This window comes from Methylocystis suflitae (assembly GCF_024448135.1).
GTDB classification, from domain to species: domain Bacteria; phylum Pseudomonadota; class Alphaproteobacteria; order Rhizobiales; family Beijerinckiaceae; genus Methylocystis; species Methylocystis suflitae.
This window is the reverse complement of the sequence record NZ_JAMRYX010000232.1, coordinates 1-18825: the sequence shown is the minus strand read 5'-3', so window position 1 is coordinate 18825 and position 18825 is coordinate 1. Positions and strand designations below refer to the sequence as shown.

Annotated in this window: 15 protein-coding genes and 1 tRNA gene; 12 read left to right on the top strand and 4 right to left on the bottom strand. The window is 63.7% G+C overall.

The genetic code is table 11. The features are described 5' to 3' along the window. The first annotated feature begins 213 nt into the window (after positions 1–213). From NEI07_RS17855 to modC, 8 genes are all read left to right on the top strand, one after another. Positions 214–495 carry an HU family DNA-binding protein gene (locus tag NEI07_RS17855; protein WP_041927143.1) on the top strand — a complete coding sequence of 94 codons (282 nt, stop codon included), beginning with the start codon at positions 214–216 and terminating at the stop codon, positions 493–495. Positions 496–637: 142 nt separating this feature from the next. Further along, positions 638–713: transfer RNA gene (locus tag NEI07_RS17850), tRNA-Val, on the top strand. A 96-nt stretch (positions 714–809) separates the two neighbouring features. Continuing rightward, the gene (locus tag NEI07_RS17845) at positions 810–1478 is read left to right on the top strand and encodes a COG3904 family protein (protein WP_256036461.1); all 669 of its coding nucleotides are present in this window, start codon (positions 810–812) and stop codon (positions 1476–1478) included. Positions 1479–1516: 38 nt separating this feature from the next. Continuing rightward, positions 1517–3052 carry an acyl-CoA carboxylase subunit beta gene (locus tag NEI07_RS17840; protein ID WP_256036458.1) on the top strand — a complete coding sequence of 512 codons (1536 nt, stop codon included), beginning with the start codon at positions 1517–1519 and terminating at the stop codon, positions 3050–3052. Positions 3053–3611: 559 nt separating this feature from the next. Further along, complete coding sequence (gene trxA, locus NEI07_RS17835; protein WP_175092661.1) at positions 3612–3932, top strand: thioredoxin; 321 nt, start codon at positions 3612–3614, stop codon at positions 3930–3932. Between the two features lie 81 nt (positions 3933–4013). Beyond that, positions 4014–4796 carry a molybdate ABC transporter substrate-binding protein gene (modA, locus tag NEI07_RS17830; RefSeq protein WP_256036457.1) on the top strand — a complete coding sequence of 261 codons (783 nt, stop codon included), beginning with the start codon at positions 4014–4016 and terminating at the stop codon, positions 4794–4796. A 98-nt stretch (positions 4797–4894) separates the two neighbouring features. Beyond that, the gene (gene modB / locus NEI07_RS17825; RefSeq protein WP_256036455.1) at positions 4895–5569 is read left to right on the top strand and encodes a molybdate ABC transporter permease subunit; all 675 of its coding nucleotides are present in this window, start codon (positions 4895–4897) and stop codon (positions 5567–5569) included. After that, positions 5562–6653 carry a molybdenum ABC transporter ATP-binding protein gene (modC, locus tag NEI07_RS17820; RefSeq protein WP_256036452.1) on the top strand — a complete coding sequence of 364 codons (1092 nt, stop codon included), beginning with the start codon at positions 5562–5564 and terminating at the stop codon, positions 6651–6653. Before modB ends, modC begins: the two co-directional genes overlap by 8 nt. Here modC and NEI07_RS17815 read toward each other — a convergent pair. Together NEI07_RS17815 and NEI07_RS17810 are read right to left on the bottom strand one after the other, a co-directional pair. Beyond that, entirely contained in the window at positions 6648–7934 is a 1287-nt protein-coding gene (locus NEI07_RS17815) for an MgtC/SapB family protein (protein ID WP_256036449.1), read from the bottom strand. The genes modC and NEI07_RS17815 overlap by 6 nt on opposite strands. After that, positions 7922–8275 carry an MmcQ/YjbR family DNA-binding protein gene (locus tag NEI07_RS17810; RefSeq protein WP_256036446.1) on the bottom strand — a complete coding sequence of 118 codons (354 nt, stop codon included), beginning with the start codon at positions 8273–8275 and terminating at the stop codon, positions 7922–7924. Before NEI07_RS17810 ends, NEI07_RS17815 begins: the two co-directional genes overlap by 13 nt. 103 nt (positions 8276–8378) lie before the next feature. Here NEI07_RS17810 and NEI07_RS17805 point away from each other — a divergent pair, with 103 nt between their 5' ends. Further along, positions 8379–9542 carry an aminotransferase class I/II-fold pyridoxal phosphate-dependent enzyme gene (locus NEI07_RS17805; protein ID WP_256036444.1) on the top strand — a complete coding sequence of 388 codons (1164 nt, stop codon included), beginning with the start codon at positions 8379–8381 and terminating at the stop codon, positions 9540–9542. On the opposite strand, the gene NEI07_RS17800 is transcribed toward NEI07_RS17805, so the two are convergent. Further along, complete coding sequence (locus NEI07_RS17800; RefSeq protein ID WP_256036442.1) at positions 9539–12520, bottom strand: Rne/Rng family ribonuclease; 2982 nt, start codon at positions 12518–12520, stop codon at positions 9539–9541. The two genes, NEI07_RS17805 and NEI07_RS17800, sit on opposite strands and share 4 nt — an antisense overlap. Before the next feature lie 648 nt (positions 12521–13168). Between NEI07_RS17800 and NEI07_RS17795 the strand changes: the two genes are divergently transcribed. The 3 genes from NEI07_RS17795 to NEI07_RS17785 all read left to right on the top strand — a co-directional run bounded on the left by NEI07_RS17795 (position 13169) and on the right by NEI07_RS17785 (position 18116). After that, positions 13169–14440, top strand: coding sequence for an N-acetylmuramoyl-L-alanine amidase (locus NEI07_RS17795; RefSeq protein ID WP_256036439.1), 1272 nt, complete (start codon positions 13169–13171; stop codon positions 14438–14440). Between the two features lie 378 nt (positions 14441–14818). Further along, positions 14819–17224 carry a penicillin-binding protein 1A gene (locus NEI07_RS17790; protein WP_256036437.1) on the top strand — a complete coding sequence of 802 codons (2406 nt, stop codon included), beginning with the start codon at positions 14819–14821 and terminating at the stop codon, positions 17222–17224. Between the two features lie 85 nt (positions 17225–17309). After that, entirely contained in the window at positions 17310–18116 is an 807-nt protein-coding gene (locus NEI07_RS17785) for an enoyl-CoA hydratase (protein WP_256036465.1), read from the top strand. Between the two features lie 11 nt (positions 18117–18127). Here NEI07_RS17785 and NEI07_RS17780 read toward each other — a convergent pair. Continuing rightward, positions 18128–18825 (bottom strand): hypothetical protein (locus NEI07_RS17780; protein ID WP_256036434.1); only part of this gene is annotated, 698 nt, incomplete at its 5' end.

The window sequence follows — 18825 nt, the reverse complement described above, 5'->3', positions numbered from 1 at the left end:
GCTGGGATGCGCCTGCAGCCCCCAGATTGCATGAACATTTCGCGGTCGAGCCGCCATTTCCCCCGGAAAACCAGCGGTTCTGCGCCTTTGGCGGCCGCTAACCCTTGCTTTTCCTGCGATTCGCGACCAACACTCGCCATCGCTGCGCAACGCCGATTCGAGGTCGCGCATTCTTACGCCGGGCGGCTCGCAGTGAAGGAGAAGGAAAAAGCCATGAACAAACTGGAACTCGTCGAGCACGTCGCGAGCGAGACGGACAGCTCGAAAGCGGCGGCGGCCGCCGCCATCGACGCCGTCATCGACGGCATCACGAAGGCCCTCAAGAAGGGCGACGAAGTTCGCCTCGTCGGCTTCGGCACCTTTTCGGTCAAGAAGCGCGCCGCCGGCAAAGGACGCAACCCGGCGACGGGCGAAGAAATCAAGATCGCCGCCTCCAAGAGCGCCCGCTTCAAGCCCGGCGCGACGCTGAAGACCGCGCTCAACAAAGCCAAGTAGCTGGGCGCGGCGAGGCGCTGGCGTCGCAGGCGTTTTTCGATACTACGCACGACGGCCGTCGGAGCCCCGGCGGCCGTAGTTTTGAGCCGGCTTGCCTCGCGCCGCACCCGCCCTTAAAACCCGGCGGGCGCGCATCGTGTCGGGGCGGTTAGCTCAGTTGGTAGAGCATCTCGTTTACACCGAGAGGGTCGGCGGTTCGAGACCGTCACCGCCCACCATTGGCGCCCTCGAGGCGGCGCGGGCTCGCTGCGGGAATTGGTGTTCCAAAGCCCAGGAATTCGCTTTAGCTTGTTGGGATTAGGAAGGCCGCCCGGATGAGATTGATCAAGACCGTCCTCTTTGCGCTCTGCGTCGCCGCATTCGCCCCCATTTGCGCGCAAGCCGAAGACATGAGCTTTCGCGTCGTCAGCGTGAATTCCGACGGCTGCGGCGCAAATTGCCCACAAGTGATCGCGGCGCAGGGCGAAATCTCCTTAGAGACGCCCGAAGCCTTCATCGCGTTCGTGCGCGAAAATGCTCGCGGCGGCAAACTGCATGGAATTGTGCTGCTCGACTCGCCTGGCGGGAAGGTCGTCGGGTCGATGGAGCTCGGCCAGGCCTTCCGCAAGCTCGGGATGGCGGTGATCGTCGCCCGCCCCGCGGCGGATCAATCTCGTACAATGGCGCTCGTATCGGGCCGCTGCTATTCGGCGTGTGTCTACGCGTTGATGGGCGGCAGGAAGCGCGTAATCCCGCCGCAAAGTAGCGTCGGCATCCACCGCATGTTCAATTATTCGACGAGTTTCGACATCACTGAGGGCGGACTCGTGCGCGAGCGCAATTATGACGATGGCGGCATGCTCCAAACGCTTTCCCGCTACGCGGCGATGATGGGCGTGAGCACCGAACTCGTGAAGCTTGCCGAGCAGACGTCGCCCGATAAGCTTTACATGCTGACCGGCGCCGACATTGCCCGTTGGCGGCTTGGGTCGCGCAAGCTCTAGACGCGTCGGATTACGCATATCAGCAACCAGGGCAGCACATGAAACATATTCTCGACGGGCTTGAACGGCGGCGCGCGTCCGCCCGACTTGGCGGCGGCCAAAAGCGGATCGAAGCGCAGCACGCCCGCGGCAAGCTCACGGCGCGCGAACGAATCGAACTACTGCTCGATCACGGCTCGTTCGAAGAATTCGACATGTTCGTCGCCCACCGCTGCACCGATTTCGGCATGGATCAGGGCGAGAAAATCTCGGGCGACGGCGTCGTCACCGGTTGGGGGACGGTCAACGGCCGCGCCGTCTTCGTCTTCGCCAAGGACTTCACCGTCTTCGGCGGCTCGCTTTCCGAGACTCACGCGCAAAAGATCACCAAGCTGCAGGACATGGCGCTGAAAAATCGCGCCCCCATCATCGGCCTGTTCGACGCCGGCGGCGCGCGCATTCAGGAAGGCGTCGCGGCGCTCGGCGGCTATGGCGAAGTCTTCCAGCGCAATGTCATGGCCTCTGGCGTCATTCCGCAAATCTCGGTGATCATGGGCCCCTGCGCCGGCGGCGACGTCTACTCGCCGGCGATGACGGACTTCATCTTCATGGTGCGCGATACGAGCTATATGTTCGTGACCGGGCCCGATGTCGTGAAGACGGTGACAAATGAGACGGTCACGGCGGAAGAGCTCGGCGGCGCTTCGGTGCATACGACCAAAAGCTCGATCGCCGATCGCGCATACGACAACGACGTCGAAGCGCTCCTGCAGATGCGCAGGCTGATTGATTTCCTGCCCTCCTCCAACCAGGAAGAGCCGCCGGAATGGCCTGCTTTCGACGAGGTGGACCGGATCGACGAATCGCTCGACACGATTGTTCCGGATAATCCGAACAAGCCTTACGACATCAAGGAACTCATCCATAAGATCGTCGACGAGGCCGACTTCTTCGAGATACAAGATGCGCACGCTCGCAATATCGTGATCGGCTTTGGCCGCATCGAAGGGCGCACGGTCGGTTTCGTCGCCAATCAGCCTCTCGTGCTCGCCGGCGTGCTCGATATCGACGCCTCCAAGAAGGCCGCGCGTTTCGTGCGTTTTTGCGACTGCTTCAACATTCCGATCGTCACCTTTGTCGACGTGCCGGGTTTCCTGCCTGGGACGGCGCAAGAATACGGCGGCCTGATCAAGCATGGCGCGAAGCTGCTGTTCGCATACGCCGAAGCGACGGTGCCGAAGGTGACCATCATCACGCGAAAGGCGTTCGGCGGCGCCTATGACGTTATGGCGTCAAAACACCTTCGCGGCGACGTCAACTACGCCTGGCCGTCGGCGCAGATCGCCGTCATGGGCGCAAAGGGCGCGGTCGAAATCATCTTCCGCGCCGATCTCGGCGATCCGGAGAAGATCGCTCAGCGCACCAAGGAGTATGAAGATCGCTTTTTGTCGCCATTCGTCGCCGCAGAGCGTGGTTATATCGACGAAGTGATTACGCCGCGTTCGACCCGCAAGCGAATCGCTCGCGCGCTTGCGCTGCTTCGCCACAAGGAATTGGAAAATCCCTGGAAGAAGCACGACAACATTCCCCTGTGACGCGGGCGCAACAGCGCCAGCGTCCCGGCGCCGGCGTGATGGCGTTGCGCCATTTGCGTCGGGGTCCGCGCGATCAGCCTAATTCAGCGGCGCCCGATCACAAAATTCGTCAGACTGCACATTTTTGAAGTGACAGTCCGTCCGTTTTGTCCTAGTGTTCGCTCGCCAGGTTGGTTGGGGTAAAAGCCTAAGCGTCGAATGCGTCGCAGGAATTAAGCCCAGCTACGGTCCAAGTCGGGGAGGACGCCGAACAGAACGCAGTTCGCCGAGGCTCGCAAGATGAGCCGGCGCGAAAGGCTATCGGAGCGACTTAAGACTTCGGAGCTTGGCGTTTCAGTTCGGTTAAGGACGGGGTGCCAAAGAGCGGGGAGCGGCGGGACGCCATTCCCGCTCTTTGTGTTTTTGTCGACGCGCGACCAATGCGCTTAATGAATCGCTAAGCGTCGAAGAATAATTCCGATCGGTCTGAACTGGCGCTGCCTGGGACATCGCCTTGACGGTCGATGACGCGCTTCTTACGTTCCGCGCACGTCTAGCGAAAGCCAATGAAAGGCCGGCCATGTCCACGCAGAAAATCACTGACGCCACTTTCGAACAGGAGGTGCTCAAATCCGCCGAGCCGGTTGTCGTCGATTTTTGGGCGGAATGGTGCGGTCCCTGCCGCATGATCGCGCCGGCGCTCGAGGAGATCGCCGCGGAGATGAAGGGCAAGATCAAGGTCGTCAAGCTCAACATCGACGAAAACCCCGCCGTGGCGAGCAAGCTCGGAATCCGATCGATTCCGACGCTGATTTTGTTCAAGGACGGCAAGGCCGCCGCGCAAAAGGTCGGCGCCGCGCCCAAGGGCGAATTGTCGCGGTGGATCGCTGCGGCCGTGTGAACGATTCTTGCAATTGGGCCCAGCGGCCGGCGCATCGCAACAGGCGTGCTCTCGAGCCATCAAACCTCGGGAGCTGCGTAGATGCGCCGACTGCGTGAATTTCTCGCTTTCTGCTGCCTGATCGTTTTAACGCTCGCGCCGCTCCGCGCGGCGGTAGCCAGCGAAATCACCCTCGCGGCGGCGTCCGATCTCAAATTCGCGTTGCAGGAAATCGTCGCCAACTTTCAAGCCGCCCATAAGGGCGACAAGGTCGATGTGATTTACGGCTCCTCCGGCAAGCTGCAGACGCAGATCCGCGAGGGCGCGCCGTTCGACATTTTCTTTTCGGCCGACATCGCCTATGCGCACGCGCTGCGCAAGGACGGCTTCGCGGCGACCGAGCCCACGCCCTACGCGGTTGGCAGGATCGTTTTGTGGAGCGCGACGCGGGACGCGACAAAAATGCGCCTGGAGGATCTTGCGGATCCCAAGATCGGCAAGATCGCGATCGCAAATCCGGCGCACGCGCCTTACGGCAGATGCGCGGAACAAGTGCTGCGCGCCGCCGGCCTGTGGGACAAGGTGAAGGACAAGCTCGTGTTCGGCGAGAACATCTCTCAGGCGACGCAATACGCCGAGACCGGCGCCGCCGACGTCGCGCTGACCGCCCTTTCGATCGCTTTGAGCAAGCAGGTCGCGGACAGAGGCGGCTATTCTCTGATCCCCGAGACGCTGCATTCACGACTCGAACAAGCCTATGTCGTGACCCGCCAAGGCGCCGACAAACCTTTGGCGAAGGCCTTTCTCGACTATCTCAAAACCGGACAGTCGCAGGCGATCATGATAAAGTTTGGCTTCGCGCCCCCCGGCCAGGCCGCGCGGTAGGCCCGTTTCGCCCGCCCATCCGCTAAATGGAACAGGCGGACGCTGACAGTCCTCCGCCTGTCTTAACCTTACCGCCGCCGCTCGGCGGCAGGTCTCGCATGCCGACATCCGAAGATTTCGCCGCGATCTGGCTGACGCTCAAGCTCGCGGTGATCGTCACCTTTCTGCTGCTCCTGATCGGCGCGCCATTGGCGTGGTGGCTGGCGCGAACGCAGTCGTGGCTCAAGGCGCCATTAGGGGCGGTCGTGGCGCTGCCCCTGGTTCTGCCGCCGACGGTGCTGGGCTTCTATCTGCTGCTCGCAATGGGCCCGCAGGGGCCATTGGGCAGGCTCACGGCGTTTATCGGCGTCGCGCCTTTGCCATTCACCTTCGCCGGCCTTGTCGTCGCGTCGCTCTTCTACTCGCTGCCCTTCGTCGTGCAGCCGATTCAGAACGCCTTCGAGGCGATGGGCGATCGTCCGCTGGAGGCCGCCGCCACATTGCGGGCCAGCCCGCTGGACGCCTTCTTCACGGTGGCGCTGCCGCTCGCCAGACCCGGTCTCGTCACGGCGGCCATTCTTGGCTTTGCGCATACGGTCGGTGAATTCGGCGTCGTTCTGATGATCGGCGGCGCCATTCCGGACAAGACGCGCGTGGTGTCGGTCCTGATCTATGACCAGGTCGAATCGATGAACTACGAGCGCGCACATTGGCTCGCCGGGGGCATGCTGCTGTTCAGTTTCTGCGTTCTCCTCGCGCTCTATGGGCGCCGACGGAACGGCCGCTATGGCTAACGGCGCCATCGCCGCGCGTTTCCGCCTCGCCTATCCCGGCTTCGCGCTCGACATTGACCTGGAGTTGCCGGGACGCGGCGTGACGGCGCTTTTTGGCCCTTCCGGCTCGGGCAAGACCACCGCCCTGCGCTGCATCGCGGGGCTGGCGCGCGCGCCCGACGGGCTTCTCAAGATCGGCGGCGACGTCTGGCAAGACGAGGCGCGTGGCGTCTTCGTGCCGACGCATCGCCGCGCGCTCGGCATGGTGTTTCAGGACGCGAGCCTGTTTTCCCATCTCACCGTCAAGGGCAATCTCGACTATGGAATGACGCGCGCGCGCGTCACGGCGGCCGAGGCGGGCCGCGAGGCGCTCTGCGAAATGCTCGACATCGCCGCTCTCGCGGAGCGCTGGCCGGATACGCTTTCCGGCGGCGAGCGGCAGAGAGTGGCGATCGCCCGCGCCCTGCTGACGCGTCCACAACTGCTGCTCATGGATGAGCCGCTGGCGTCGCTCGATGTGGCGCGCCGTCTGGACGTGTTGCCCTATCTCGAACGGCTGCGCGACGAACTCGACATCCCGATCATCTACGTCAGCCATGCGCCGGAAGAAGTCACGCGCATCGCAGACGAGGCCGTCGTGCTCGATCGCGGTCGCGTCGTCGCGCGCGGCGCGCCGCTCGACGTCTTGCCGAGCGCGAGCCGTCTTATCGAAGGCGGCCGATTCGGCGTGGTCAACGCGCTCAAAGCGCGCGTACTCGCGGTCGATGACGCTTACGGCGTCACGCGGCTTGCTCATCCGGCGGGCGAGATATTGATCGCTGCGCGTCTGACGCAGCGCGAAGCGCGCGTCGTCATGCGCGCGACAGATGTTGCGCTTGCGATGTCCGAGCCCCGCGACACCAGCGTGCGCACGATTTTGCGGGGCCGCATCGAGAAGATCGATGCGACCGACAGCGCCCTCGCCTTCGTCACGCTGACGCTCGTTGGCGGCGACCGTCTTGTCTCGGCGATCACGCGCCTCGCGCTCGACGAGTTGCGGCTGACCGTCGGCGCGGACGTATTCGCCCTGGTCAAATCGGTCGCTCTCGATGAGCGCGGTTTATAGGCGAGCGAATTCCGCCAGCCACAACGCCGCGAGCGCCCCTGCGACGGCGAGAGTGGAAGCCGCGGCGAGTCTGTAGCCCATTGCGGCGCCGCCGATAACCCAGCCCATCACGACTTTCGACGCCGTATTCGACAGCAGCGCCAGCAGCACCGCTCCCGCCGCGGCCTTTATGCCGATCTCGGTTGCGCCGAGCCGCGCCATGGTCAATCCGATCGCGTCAACGTCGACGGCGCCGGAGATGGCGGCGAGCGCATAAGCGCCGGCGTTTCCGGCGAAATGGGTCGCGAGTCGCGAGAGGATCATCACGCTTGCGAGGAGCGCGCCGAATTTGAGCACCGCCATCAAATCCAGCGGATTGCCGACAGAAAAGCCGCGCGATTCCGTTGGCCGCTCGCTTCTTCGCAGGAGAAAGACTCCGGCGAGAGCGAAGAGCACGCCGGCCGCAACGACCGGCGGCGCCAAGCGCCATGCGAGCGTCGGATTGATAACTGCGATGATTGCGATGATTCGCGGCGCCATCACCGCATTGGCGAAGATGGCGCCCGCCGCCGAAGCGCCAATCTGCGAGGGATATTCCCACGCCAGCCGCGACATCGCCGCCGTCGCGGCCGTCGATGACGCCAGCCCTCCCGCCATGCCGGCGATGGCGACGCCGCGCCGGTAGCCGATAACCTTTACGGCGATGTAGCCCGCAAAGGAAATCACGCCGATCAGAACGGTCATCAGCCACAATTCGAAAGGGTTCACCGCTTGCCACGGGTCGATGGCGCGATTGGGCAGAACCGGCAGCAAGATGAAGCTCATCGCGAGCAGCGCCAGCCCGGAGCGCAGCTCGTCCCAGGTGATGCGCTTGACGAGGCCATGGAGAAACGCCTTGAGCGCCAGGATTGCGGTCGTCGCCACCGCCGCCGCGGCCGCCGCTTGTATGTCGCCGATCACTGCGAAGGCGCCGAGCGAAAAGGCAAGCGACGACGCGACGACGGTCGTCGCGCCAAAAGTCTCGTCATGGACGTTTTCGCGGTAGCGATAGACCCCAACCAAAGCGCCGACGAAGGCGAAGGCGATCGCCAAAGCGACCACGCCGGAAGCGCCATAAGGCTGAACGATTGCGCCCCACACGCCGCCGAGCAGTCCGGCAAGCCCATGCGTGCGCAGGCCGGCGGCGCGCTCGCCTTCCGACTCGTCGCGTGACGTCCAGCCTCGTTCCAAGCCAATGAGCAGCCCGATCGCCAGCGCAATCGACAGTCTCTGAATCAGCTCGGCGGCGCCTAATTCGTACATTTCTGCTTCTTTGTCTGCTTCTTTGCCGTCTTTTTCGTTGTGGCGTGACGCCAAGCCGTTTCCAGCGCGTCGCGCAGCTCGGAGACGTCGATCGCCTCGAGCACAATCGTCGTCCATCCCTGCCGCCCCCAGGCGTTGGGGACAGGCGCAAACGCCTGCGGCGCCATCATGGATTTGAACGCCTGCTCTTCGGGCGCGAATTTCACGTTCGCCGTTCGTCCGTCGGCCGCCAGAGTGGCGTAGATGCGTGCGGCTTTAAATGCCGATCTGTCGAAATGCGGCGCTTCGCGCGTTCCCTTGAAAGACATTGCGATGCGCCGGAAATCTTGGCTGCTGGCCATGTCTGCTCCATGAAAGGCTCGGCGCGATGCGCGCCGTTCAAGATAATATGGCGCGCCGCGGCGAGAGCGTGCGCCTAACGGAGATTGGCAATAGAAGGCTCGTATGAACGCACCCCTACCCCCATCCCGTCGCTCCCAAATCGCGCCCTTCATGGCGATGGACGTGCTGCGTGACGCGAAAGCCTTGGAGCGCGCCGGCCGCAGCATCATTCATTTGGAGCTTGGCGAACCCGGCGTCGCCGCGCCGCGCCGCGTGCGCGAGGCCGCCACGGAGTCGTTGCGCCACGGCTCGATCGGCTATGGAGAGGCGCTCGGCGACGCGCCGCTGCGCGCCCGCATCGCGCGTCACTATGGCGAGCGCTACGGCGTCGACATCACGCCCGACCGCGTCATCGCCACGACAGGCTCATCCGGCGGCTTTCTGCTCGCCTTCCTCGCGGCGTTCGACCCGGGAGCGAGAATCGCGGTTACTGCGCCCGGCTATCCGGCCTATGCGAACATCCTTTCCGCGCTCGGCTTGGAGCCAGTCCTGCTCGAAATCGGCGAAGAGACGCGCTTTGCGCCCACTGCGGCGATGCTCGAAGCGGCGCATCGAAGCGGCAAGCTCCACGGCGCGCTCTTCATGAGCCCCGCCAATCCGACCGGCGCGATGATTGCGCGCGATGAATTGGCGCGAATATGCGCCTTCTGCGACGAAGCCGAAATCGTTCTCGTCTCCGACGAGATCTATCACGGACTCGAATATGAGATGCGCGCGGAGACCGCGCTGCGCTTCTCGCAACGCGCCCTCGTCATCAATTCCTTCTCGAAATATTATGCGATGACCGGTTGGCGGCTCGGCTGGCTCGTCGCTCCGGCCGAATTGATGCGTCCGCTCGAGCGCTTGCAGCAGTCGCTCGCGATCTGCGCCCCGACCTTGTCGCAGCGAGCGGCCCTCGCCGCTTTCGACGCGGCCGACGAATTGGAGGCGAACCGCGCCGCCTATGCGCGAAACCGGGCGCTTCTGTTGGACCGGCTTCCCAAATTGGGGTTGGACAATTTCGCGCCGCCCGACGGCGCTTTTTACATCTACGCCGACATCTCGCGTTTCACCGACGATTCGATCGGGTTCTGTCGGCGGATGTTGCACGAAGCCGGCGTCGCGACGACGCCCGGCCTCGATTTTGATCCGCGCCGGGGCGCAAAAACGCTGCGGCTCTCTTACGCCGGGCCGGAGGCGGACGTGCGCGAGGGCGTCGCCCGCCTGGAAGGCTGGCTGCGACCCTAACTGCCGAAAGGCGTGCGCACGCGCTGCCACCAGCCGCCCTTCTTGGGGCGGTCGGGATCCGCTTGCGTGATGACCACTTCCGTGGGCTCGCGCGGGGCGGCCGGCCGGGGAGCGGGCTCGGGCGCCGGCGCCGCCTGAGGCGGAGCGATTGGGGCGACCGGCTCGCTTGCGCGCTCTTGCGAGGGCGGCGCTATCTCGGCGCCGTTGGCCGGCGGCGGCGCCGGCAAATTCTCCAGATACTCCGGCGTCTGCGCCCCACGCGGAGAGATCAGCCCCTGAGCGTCCTCACCACCCTCGTCGAGCGCGAAGACCGCGGAAGGGTCTTTGAATTCCTCTGGCAACGGGGCGGATCGCCGCCAACGGCCAGGACCGCGATCTGGACTGCGGTTGCCGCCGCGTCGGCCGCCGCGGCGGTCAGACCGTTCCTCAGTGGGCGCCGGCGCGCCCTCAATCGCCGCCATGAGCGCAAGGCCTTCATCGGACGGCTGCTCGGCGCCAGGCGCCAAGAGTTCGCCGCCCTGTGCGCCGCCGCCACGGCCTCGGCGACGACGACGACGACGGCCGCGTGACGCGTCTTCATCCGCGCCCAAGCGCGATCGTTCGCCGTTCTCGTCACGCTGATCGCCGTTCGACTCGACGGCTTCCTCATCCGCCTCGACGATTTCGCCAGCGATCAAGGCTTCCGGCGCCTCTTCCTCAAGAGGTTCGGCGAGCACCGAATCGACGCGCAAAGGCGCGTCGCGCTGCGAAACGCGCGGCCCGGTCGCGAGTTCTCCGCGCTCGAGCGCGTGATATGTCGCGCCGGTGAGCGTGTCATCGGCGGCGACCGTGATATGGACGCCGAAGCGGCGTTCGAGCTCCTGCAGATGGGCGCGCTTCTGATTGAGAATGTAGAGCGCCACCACCGCGCGGGTGCGCAGAGTCACGTCATGCGCGGCGCTCTTGACCAGCGCCTCCTCCAGCACGCGCAGCACATGCAGCGCAACGGAGGCTGTGGAGCGCACATGGCCGGCGCCGGCGCAGTGCGGACAGGGCACCGTCGAGCCCTCGACGACGCCGGCGCGGATGCGCTGACGCGACATTTCGAGCAGGCCGAAATGCGAGATGCGGCCAACCTGAATGCGGGCGCGGTCGTTTTTGAGCGCGTCCTTGAGGCGTCGCTCAACAGCGCGATTGTTGCGGCTCTCCTCCATGTCGATGAAGTCGACGACGATCAGCCCAGCGAGATCGCGCAGTCGCAACTGCCGTGCGACTTCATCCGCGGCTTCGAGATTGGTGCGAAGCGCCGTGTCCTCGATATTGTGCTCGCGCGTCGAACGTCCCGAGTTCACGTCGATCGCGACCAGCGCCTCGGTCTGGTTGATGACCAGATAGCCGCCTGATTTCAGCGTGACGTGGTTGGAGAACATCGCATCGAGCTGGGCCTCGACGCCGCTCTCGGCGAAGATCGGAAACGCCTCGCGATGCAGGCGCACGTTTTTCGCGTGGCTCGGCATCAGCATGCGCATGAAGTCTTTGGCCTCGCGATAGGCGTCTTCGCCCGAAACGACGACTTCCTCGACGTCACGCCCATAAAGGTCGCGAATGGCGCGCTTGATGAGTGAGCCTTCCTCATAGACGAGGGTCGGCGCCGCAGAGCGCAGCGTCAATTCGCGCACGCTCTCCCACAGCCGCAGCAGATATTCGAAATCGCGCTTGACCTCCTGCTTGGTCCGCGTCGCGCCGGCCGTTCGCAGGATGACGCCCATCCCCTCCGGCACCTCGAGATCATGCACGATCTCCTTCAATCGCTTTCGGTCCGCGCCGTCAGTGATCTTGCGCGAAATGCCCCCGCCCCGCGCGGTATTGGGCATGAGCACGGAATAACGGCCCGCAAGCGAAAGATAAGTCGTGAGCGCGGCGCCCTTGTTGCCGCGCTCTTCCTTGACGACCTGAACGAGCAGCACCTGGCGCCGCTTGATGACCTCTTGAATCTTGTACTGGCGACGGGCGCGCGGCGCGCGATAGGGCGCTTCGTCCATCGCGTCCCCGCCGATGTGCTCGACGTGATCGTCCTCGTCGTCATGCTCTTCCTCGTCGTGCTCCTCAACCGGGGCGGCGACGCGGGCCTTGACCTCAGCCGTTTCGTCTTCCGAATCTTCGTGGGCGCGTTCACGCGCCTCGTCACGCTCGTCCTGTCGGCGCGCCTTCAGTTCGTGGTCAGGCTCTGCAGCCTGGAGGGCAAACTCCTCGGCCTCGCCGGTTTCGACCGAACCGAAGCCAGCGGGATCGATGGAAATCTGCTCATGCTGCGCCGTAGCGAACGCTTGGTCGCCCGCCTCGGCCTCGATGTCCGTGCTCTCCGACCGACCCTCGGCGGATTCAGGCTTCCCTGTGTCAGGCTCCTGCGCCCCGACGTCTTGACCACGCGCTTGGGTTTCGACGGCTTCTGGCAGAGCTTCAAGACGTTCTTGCGCCCCAGCCTGGAACGCGAACTCCGGCGCGGCTTCAGACCGTTCCTCAGCCGATTCGGCGAAGGCGGTTTCGGCCTGATCCTCAATGACGACCGGCGAAGCGCCCGAATCCTCGAGGGGCTCGCTCGTCACAGCCTCGTCGGCGCTCACACGCTTTTCGGCGCTCTCGTGTTGGCGGCGGCGCGAACGGCGCCCGCGACCGTGCGGAACGCGCTCTTCCTCGTCGGCCTGCTGATGGGCGCGGCTCTCTTCGTCGAGCAGCGCCTGTCGATCGGCGACGGGGATTTGATAGTAGTCAGGGTGGATTTCGGCGAAGGCCAGAAACCCGTGACGGTTTCCGCCATAGTCGACGAAGGCGGCCTGAAGGGACGGCTCAACCCGCGTGACCTTCGCAAGATAAATATTGCCGCGTAGCGGTTTTTTGTCGGCAGCCTCGAAATCGAATTCCTGAACGCGGTTTCCACGTAGAACGACTACGCGGGTCTCCTCCGGGTGGGAGGCGTCGATGAGCATCTTGTTAGCCATGGGGGACTCTTCTGCGGCGTGGCGCGCAATAACGCCGACGGGGCAAGCCTGAGTCCCGGAGAGGACTCGGCGACCGCTCTTTGGCGCATCCTGACGGCGCGAACGCTTCTTGTGAGGATAAGGGAGACAGGCCTGAGGCCTGCGATACGCTTGCCGGCTTGCGAGCTGGCGGGACAAAGCGCATCGCGCCTCGTCCCCGTGAGATGACGAACAAGCCAGGAGCCTATGCTTTTAGCGAAGCTGCGCCCTGCCGCGCGGACACGCCACACGGAGGAATCGCCTGCTCTCGCGCCTATCACGGTCCTGGCCATGAGATCGTCAAAAAACCTTTCGCGCCGCCAGGTGGCGGCGACCAAACGTCACGACCTGCACGGGGGCGGCGTAACGGAAAGCAACTGTCCGAAATTCTGTTGGCTCGACTTGACGGCCGCATTTCGCGGAGAATATCGCGCCGCAGAATTCGCAGCTACCTCCTTACATATCGGTCGACGTAGGCCGGCGCAAGCGCCGGCTCGGCTATTCACCGAAAAATTCGTGGAGAAAGGTCCCGCAGCTGACGGCTTTCAGATAAGCTAACGATGCGTTAACGGCGCTCCTCCAAAATCGACAATTGCCGGATCGAAACGGCGCGTGCATCTAGGGAGGAACATGAGGAGGACAGCTTTGCGCGCAGGGACGCCGCCACCCTTCATCGCCATGGCGGCTGCGCTCCTCACGGCCCTGGGCGCGCTCGCACGGCCCGCCGCGGCCGAGGAGCAGCTGAAGGAAATCTCTGCGCTGACCGCCCGCATTGAGGCGCTCCCCGATCGTTCCCGCCTCCTCTTCGATCTCACCGGCCTGCCGCCAGTGACCGCGCATCCTGTGGCGAACCCGCCGCGCATCATCGTCGATTTGCCCGAAGTGCTCTTCCGGATGGAGCCGAACGCGGGCCTGTCGCCAGGCGACAAGCTCATAAAATCATATCGTTATGGCATCTTCGCGCCGGGGCGCTCGCGCGTCGTGATTGATCTCGCGACGCCCGCCAAAATTCTCAAGGCGGACAGCGAGGTCGCCGTCGGCGGACCGCGGCTCATCATCGAGCTCGCCCCGACCAGCGCCGGGCATTTCGCCGCAACCGTCGCCGAACAGGCGCGCCTGCAGCCCGCTGACCCGCCGAAACAGACGGCGACGGCCGCCAAAGCGCCGACGGACAAGCCGATGGTGGTTATCGATCCCGGCCATGGCGGGGTCGACATGGGCGCGACCGCCAAGCACGGCGAAATGGAAAAGGACGTCGTGCTCGAGTTCGCCCGCGCGCTGCGGGACAAAATCCAGGAAACCGGCCGCGCCCGCGTGCTTTTGACCCGCGACCACGACATGTTTCTCCCGCTTGCCGAGCGGGTGAGAATCGCCCGCGAAAACAACGCGTCGCTGTTTGTCTCAGTTCATGCCGACACGCTCGCCGCGTCCCGCGTCGAGGGCGCGACCGTATATACCGTCTCTGAGCGCGCCTCCGACGCCGAAGCGGCGCAGATGGCGGAGAAAGAGAATCTCGCGGATCAGGCCGCCGGACTTGAGAGCAAGGCGGACGCCGAAGAGGTTGGAGACATATTGTTCGAACTCACGCGGCGCGAGACCCGCGCCTACAGTCGCCAATTTTCCCATTCGCTGATCTCATTTTGGAGGGAAGTCGGGGCGCTCAACAAAAATCCGAGCCGCTCGGCCGGTTTCGTTGTGCTCAAAGCCTTTGACGTTCCTTCCGTGCTGCTCGAACTCGGGTATCTCTCGAGCGAGAAGGATCTGTCCCGGCTGACGTCCCAGGACTGGCGCGAGCGCGCCGCGCAGAAAACGGCCGAAGCTGTTGACGCCTTTATCAGCGCGCGTAGCCGTGAAGCGCGGGCCCCCGGCGAAGCGCCCTCGAGCGCGGCGCGCCCACAATAAAACACAAAATCACGGCACATGGAGACAGTCGCGACGCACGATCGCCCGCGCGTCGCAGCCGCCGAAGAACGAGAAACACGGACGCGGCGTCACATACTCGCGGATAAACGCTTCTCGCGTCGCGGCAATTTCGTGACCAGCGGCGTTCGCCGTCAAACGCGCCGGGAACCGGCGCCGGGAATTCGCCGAACGGTGGAATGATCCAAACGGGCGTTGTTGAGAAAATGACCCCAAAAAATGCGATCGCTCACTATATCTGAGCTGAACGAGTCGCTCTCGCGCGCCGGCCAGGCTCAGGCGCCCGCCGTCGCGCAACGGACTTTGGCATTAGAAACAATAGCCGACGCCAGCCGCCGGCCGCTCTAAGGGTGAGATTTCATGCGAATGCTCGCAAGGTTTTTGGGCTTCGTCTTCGCGACCGCGACGATCGTCTTCCTTATCGGGGCGATCGCCGGGTCCGGACTGATCTATTATTTTTCCAAGGATCTGCCCGACACGGCCCAGCTGCGCGACTACGAGCCGCCAGTGACGACGCGATTGCACGCCAGCGACGGCTCGATCCTCGCCGAATATTCGCATGAACGCCGCCTGTTCCTGCCGAGTTCCGCCATTCCGCAGCTGGTGAAGCAGGCGTTCATCTCCGCCGAGGACAAGAACTTCTACAACCACATCGGCGTCGATCCGGAAGGCGTGATGCGCGCCGTCACGGTGCTCGCCCAGGGCGGCCGCCATGTGCAAGGCGCCTCGACCATCACGCAGCAGGTCGCCAAAAACTTCCTCGTCGGCAACGAGCGCTCCATCGAACGCAAGATTCGCGAAGCGCTCGTCGCCTTCCGTATCGAAGCCGCCTATCCCAAGGACAAGATTCTCGAGCTTTATCTCAACGAGATCTATCTCGGCCTTGGAAACTACGGCGTCGCCGCCGCCGCGCTCAATTATTTCAACAAATCGGTCAATGAGCTCACGCTCGCCGAGGCGGCCTATCTGGCGGCGCTTCCAAAGGCGCCGAGCAATTACAATCCGTTTCAAAACCGCGAGCGCGCCCTCGAACGCCGCAACTACGTCATCGATCGATTGATCGCCGACGACTATGTCACGGCCGAAGAAGGCGCGAAGGCGAAGGCGGAGCCGCTCGGCGTCAATCCGCGCGTTCTCTCGCCCAACACCTATGTCGCCGGCTATTTCGCCGAGGAAGTGCGGCGTCAGCTGCTCGAGCAACAGAGCGAGAAGAAACTCTACGAGGGCGGCCTTTCGGTTCGCACGACGCTCGACCCGAAGATGCAGGCCTGGACGCGAAAGGCGCTGGCCGACGGCCTCGTTCGCTTCGACGAGGCGCATGGCTTTCGCGGCGCGATGAACCACATCGACATCTCCTCCGACTGGGGCGTGACGCTCGCAGCCATTCCCGCGCTTGGCGACGTCAAGCCGTGGCGCCTCGCCGTCGTGCTCGATGTGACCGGCGACGCCGCGCGCATCGGCCTTCAGCCGGGACGCGAGAAATCCGGCGAAGTGGCGCGCGAACGCGAGACTGGCCTTCTAACGGCCGAAGGCATGCGCTGGACCGGCCGCACGCCGCGAACCGCTTTGACGACGGGCGACGTGATCTACGTCGAGCCGCTCGCGGGACGCGCCGGCCAATATCGTCTGCGCCAAATCCCCGATATCTCCGGCGCGATGATCGCCATGGACCCGCATACGGGCCGCGTCTTCTCCATGGTCGGCGGCTTTTCCTTCGACCAATCGTCATTCAATCGCGCGACTCAGGCGTTGCGCCAGCCCGGCTCCTCGTTCAAGCCCTTCGTCTATGCGACAGCGCTCGACAATGGCTATACGCCGTCGTCATCCATCCTCGACGAGCCGATTTCCATCCAGCAGGCGGACGGCACCTATTGGACGCCGGAGAATTTCGAAGGCGGCCACGGCACCGGCGCGCATCCGCTGCGCTATGGCATCGAGCATTCGAAGAACATGATGACGGTGCGTCTGGCGAAAGACGTCGGCATGCCGCTTATCGCCGAATACGCCAAGCGCTTTGGCGTCTACGACGAGATGACGCCCTATCTCTCCATGGCGCTCGGCGCCGGCGAAACGACGCTGCTCCGCATGGTCACCGGCTATTCGATGCTGGCGAATGGCGGCAAGCGCATTAAGCCCACGCTGATCGACCGCATTCAGGATCGCTGGGGCAAGACGGTCTACCGACATGACGAGCGTCAATGCATCGGCTGCGACTCCGCCAAATGGGAGAATCAGCTCGAACCGAAGCTCATCGACAAGCGCGAGCAGGTGCTCGATCCGTTGACCGCCTATCAGATCACCTCGATCATGGAAGGCGTGATCCAACGCGGCACCGGCGTCTCGATCAGATCGGTTGGCAAGCACCTTGCGGGCAAGACCGGCACGACGAACGACGCCAAAGATCTCTGGTTCGTCGGCTTCTCTCCTGACCTCGCGGTCGGCGTCTTCATTGGCTACGATCGGCCGCGCTCGCTCGGCAGCCACGCTCAGGCGGCGCAGTTCGCCGCGCCGATCTTCCGCGACTTCATGACGGTGGCTCTGAAGGACAAGCCCGATACGCCATTCCGCGTGCCGCCGGGGATCAAGCTCATTTCCGTCGACGCGCATTCCGGGCTGCGTTCGTCGGGAGCAGGCACGATCCTCGAAGCGTTCAAGCCGGGGACGGCGCCGCCCGACTCCTATTCCGGCGGCGGTGGCCCGCGTCAGCTCGATACGCCGCATGACGTAGATCAGCAGGTCGGCAGCGGCACCGGCGGCCTCTACTAGATCGCGCACGGCGGCAGGGACTTTGGTTTGAGACCTTTGGTTTGAGACCTTTGGTTTCCCGCCGCCGGACTATATGCTCGAAGCGATGACCCTGGACGCCGAAACATCCGCGCGCGTGACGCTGGAGACCGCAGCTGGCGTCGCGATCCTTACGCTGAACAGCCCCGCCTCGCGCAATGCTCTATCTCTCGCGATGATCGACGCCCTGTCGGGCCGTCTCGACGCGCTCGCGAGCCACGACGACGTTCGCGTCGTCCTGCTGCAGGCGGAAGGTCCCGCCTTCTGCGCCGGGCATGACCTCAAGGAGCTGACGGCGCATCGCAACGATCCCGACCGAGGCCGCGCCTTCTTCGATAAGACGATGCGCGCCTGCTCGGCGCTGATGCAGCAAATCGTCAGCCTGCCCCAGCCGGTCGTCGCGGCTGTCGATGAGATGGCTACGGCCGCCGGCTGCCAGCTCGTCGCGAGTTGCGATCTCGCCGTTGCGGGTCCGCGCGCGCGCTTTTGCACGCCGGGCGTCAACATCGGTCTTTTCTGCTCGACGCCAGCCGTGGCGCTCTCGCGCAATGTGGCGCCAAAGCAGGCGATGGAGATGCTGCTGACGGGTGTTCCCATCGGCGCCGAGGAGGCGCTGCGCATCGGCCTCGTCAACCGCATGTCAGCAGATGGCGCAAGGACCGGCGCGCTGGCGCTGGCGCGACTCATCGCCGAAAAATCCCCGCAGGCGATCCGCTTCGGCAAGAGGACCTTCTACGCGCAAAGCGAGAAACCGCTTTCGGACGCCTATGAGCTGGCGAGCGCCGTGATGGTCGAGAACATGCTGGCGGAAGACGCCAAGGAAGGCGTGGCGGCGTTTCTGGAGAAGCGCTCTCCTTTATGGAGGTGCCAGTGACGAGCTCAAATTCAGCGCTCGACGCGCACTTTATCGCCTGGCTTGAACTTTCCGTCTCCCCGTTCACTTCGCTCGATCCGCCGTAGGGACTGGGCTCCATTTTTTCGCGTAGATCGAGGATTGAACTCGGAAAAATATTGCTGGATTTGAAGCCTGATTTCGTTCGCACTGTCATCTACTTGAGATTGACCGAAGCCGAGTTCGTAGAGCTTGGTGTTCAACATATTGTGCAATCCATCCGCACTCTTTTTGAGATCGGGCCAATCGTGGCTGTCAGCAAGACGATTGAAGAAAAATTCTGCTATCTCTTCATGAGCAGCTGTCAACGCACTCAGTCTTCCCTCCAAGTAAGAAACTACTGTTGTCCTAATGGTCTCAGGCACGAACGGATCGGAGGCAAATTTCTTAGCTTGCGCAAGTAGGTGCGCCATTAACGCCGTTGCGGGCGTGCCGAATTGGCGCTCTCCAGGCCTGCTTGTCAAAATTTCGTGCTTCGACGCGCGAGCCTGCTCCGCGAGACGCGTTAAGAACTCGTCCATCGACCCGCTATTCGAGAGAGGCCCTTCGTGGAAAGGATCGCATTCAGCGCCTAACTCCTCACTAAGCGCATAGAGTTTCTCAATGACCTTCTTGTGGTACTCTGTGTTGACCGTGTTCAGCAGCCCTTTTTTTGCTGATATGTATGTGAATACAGCTACCGTAGAGGCCA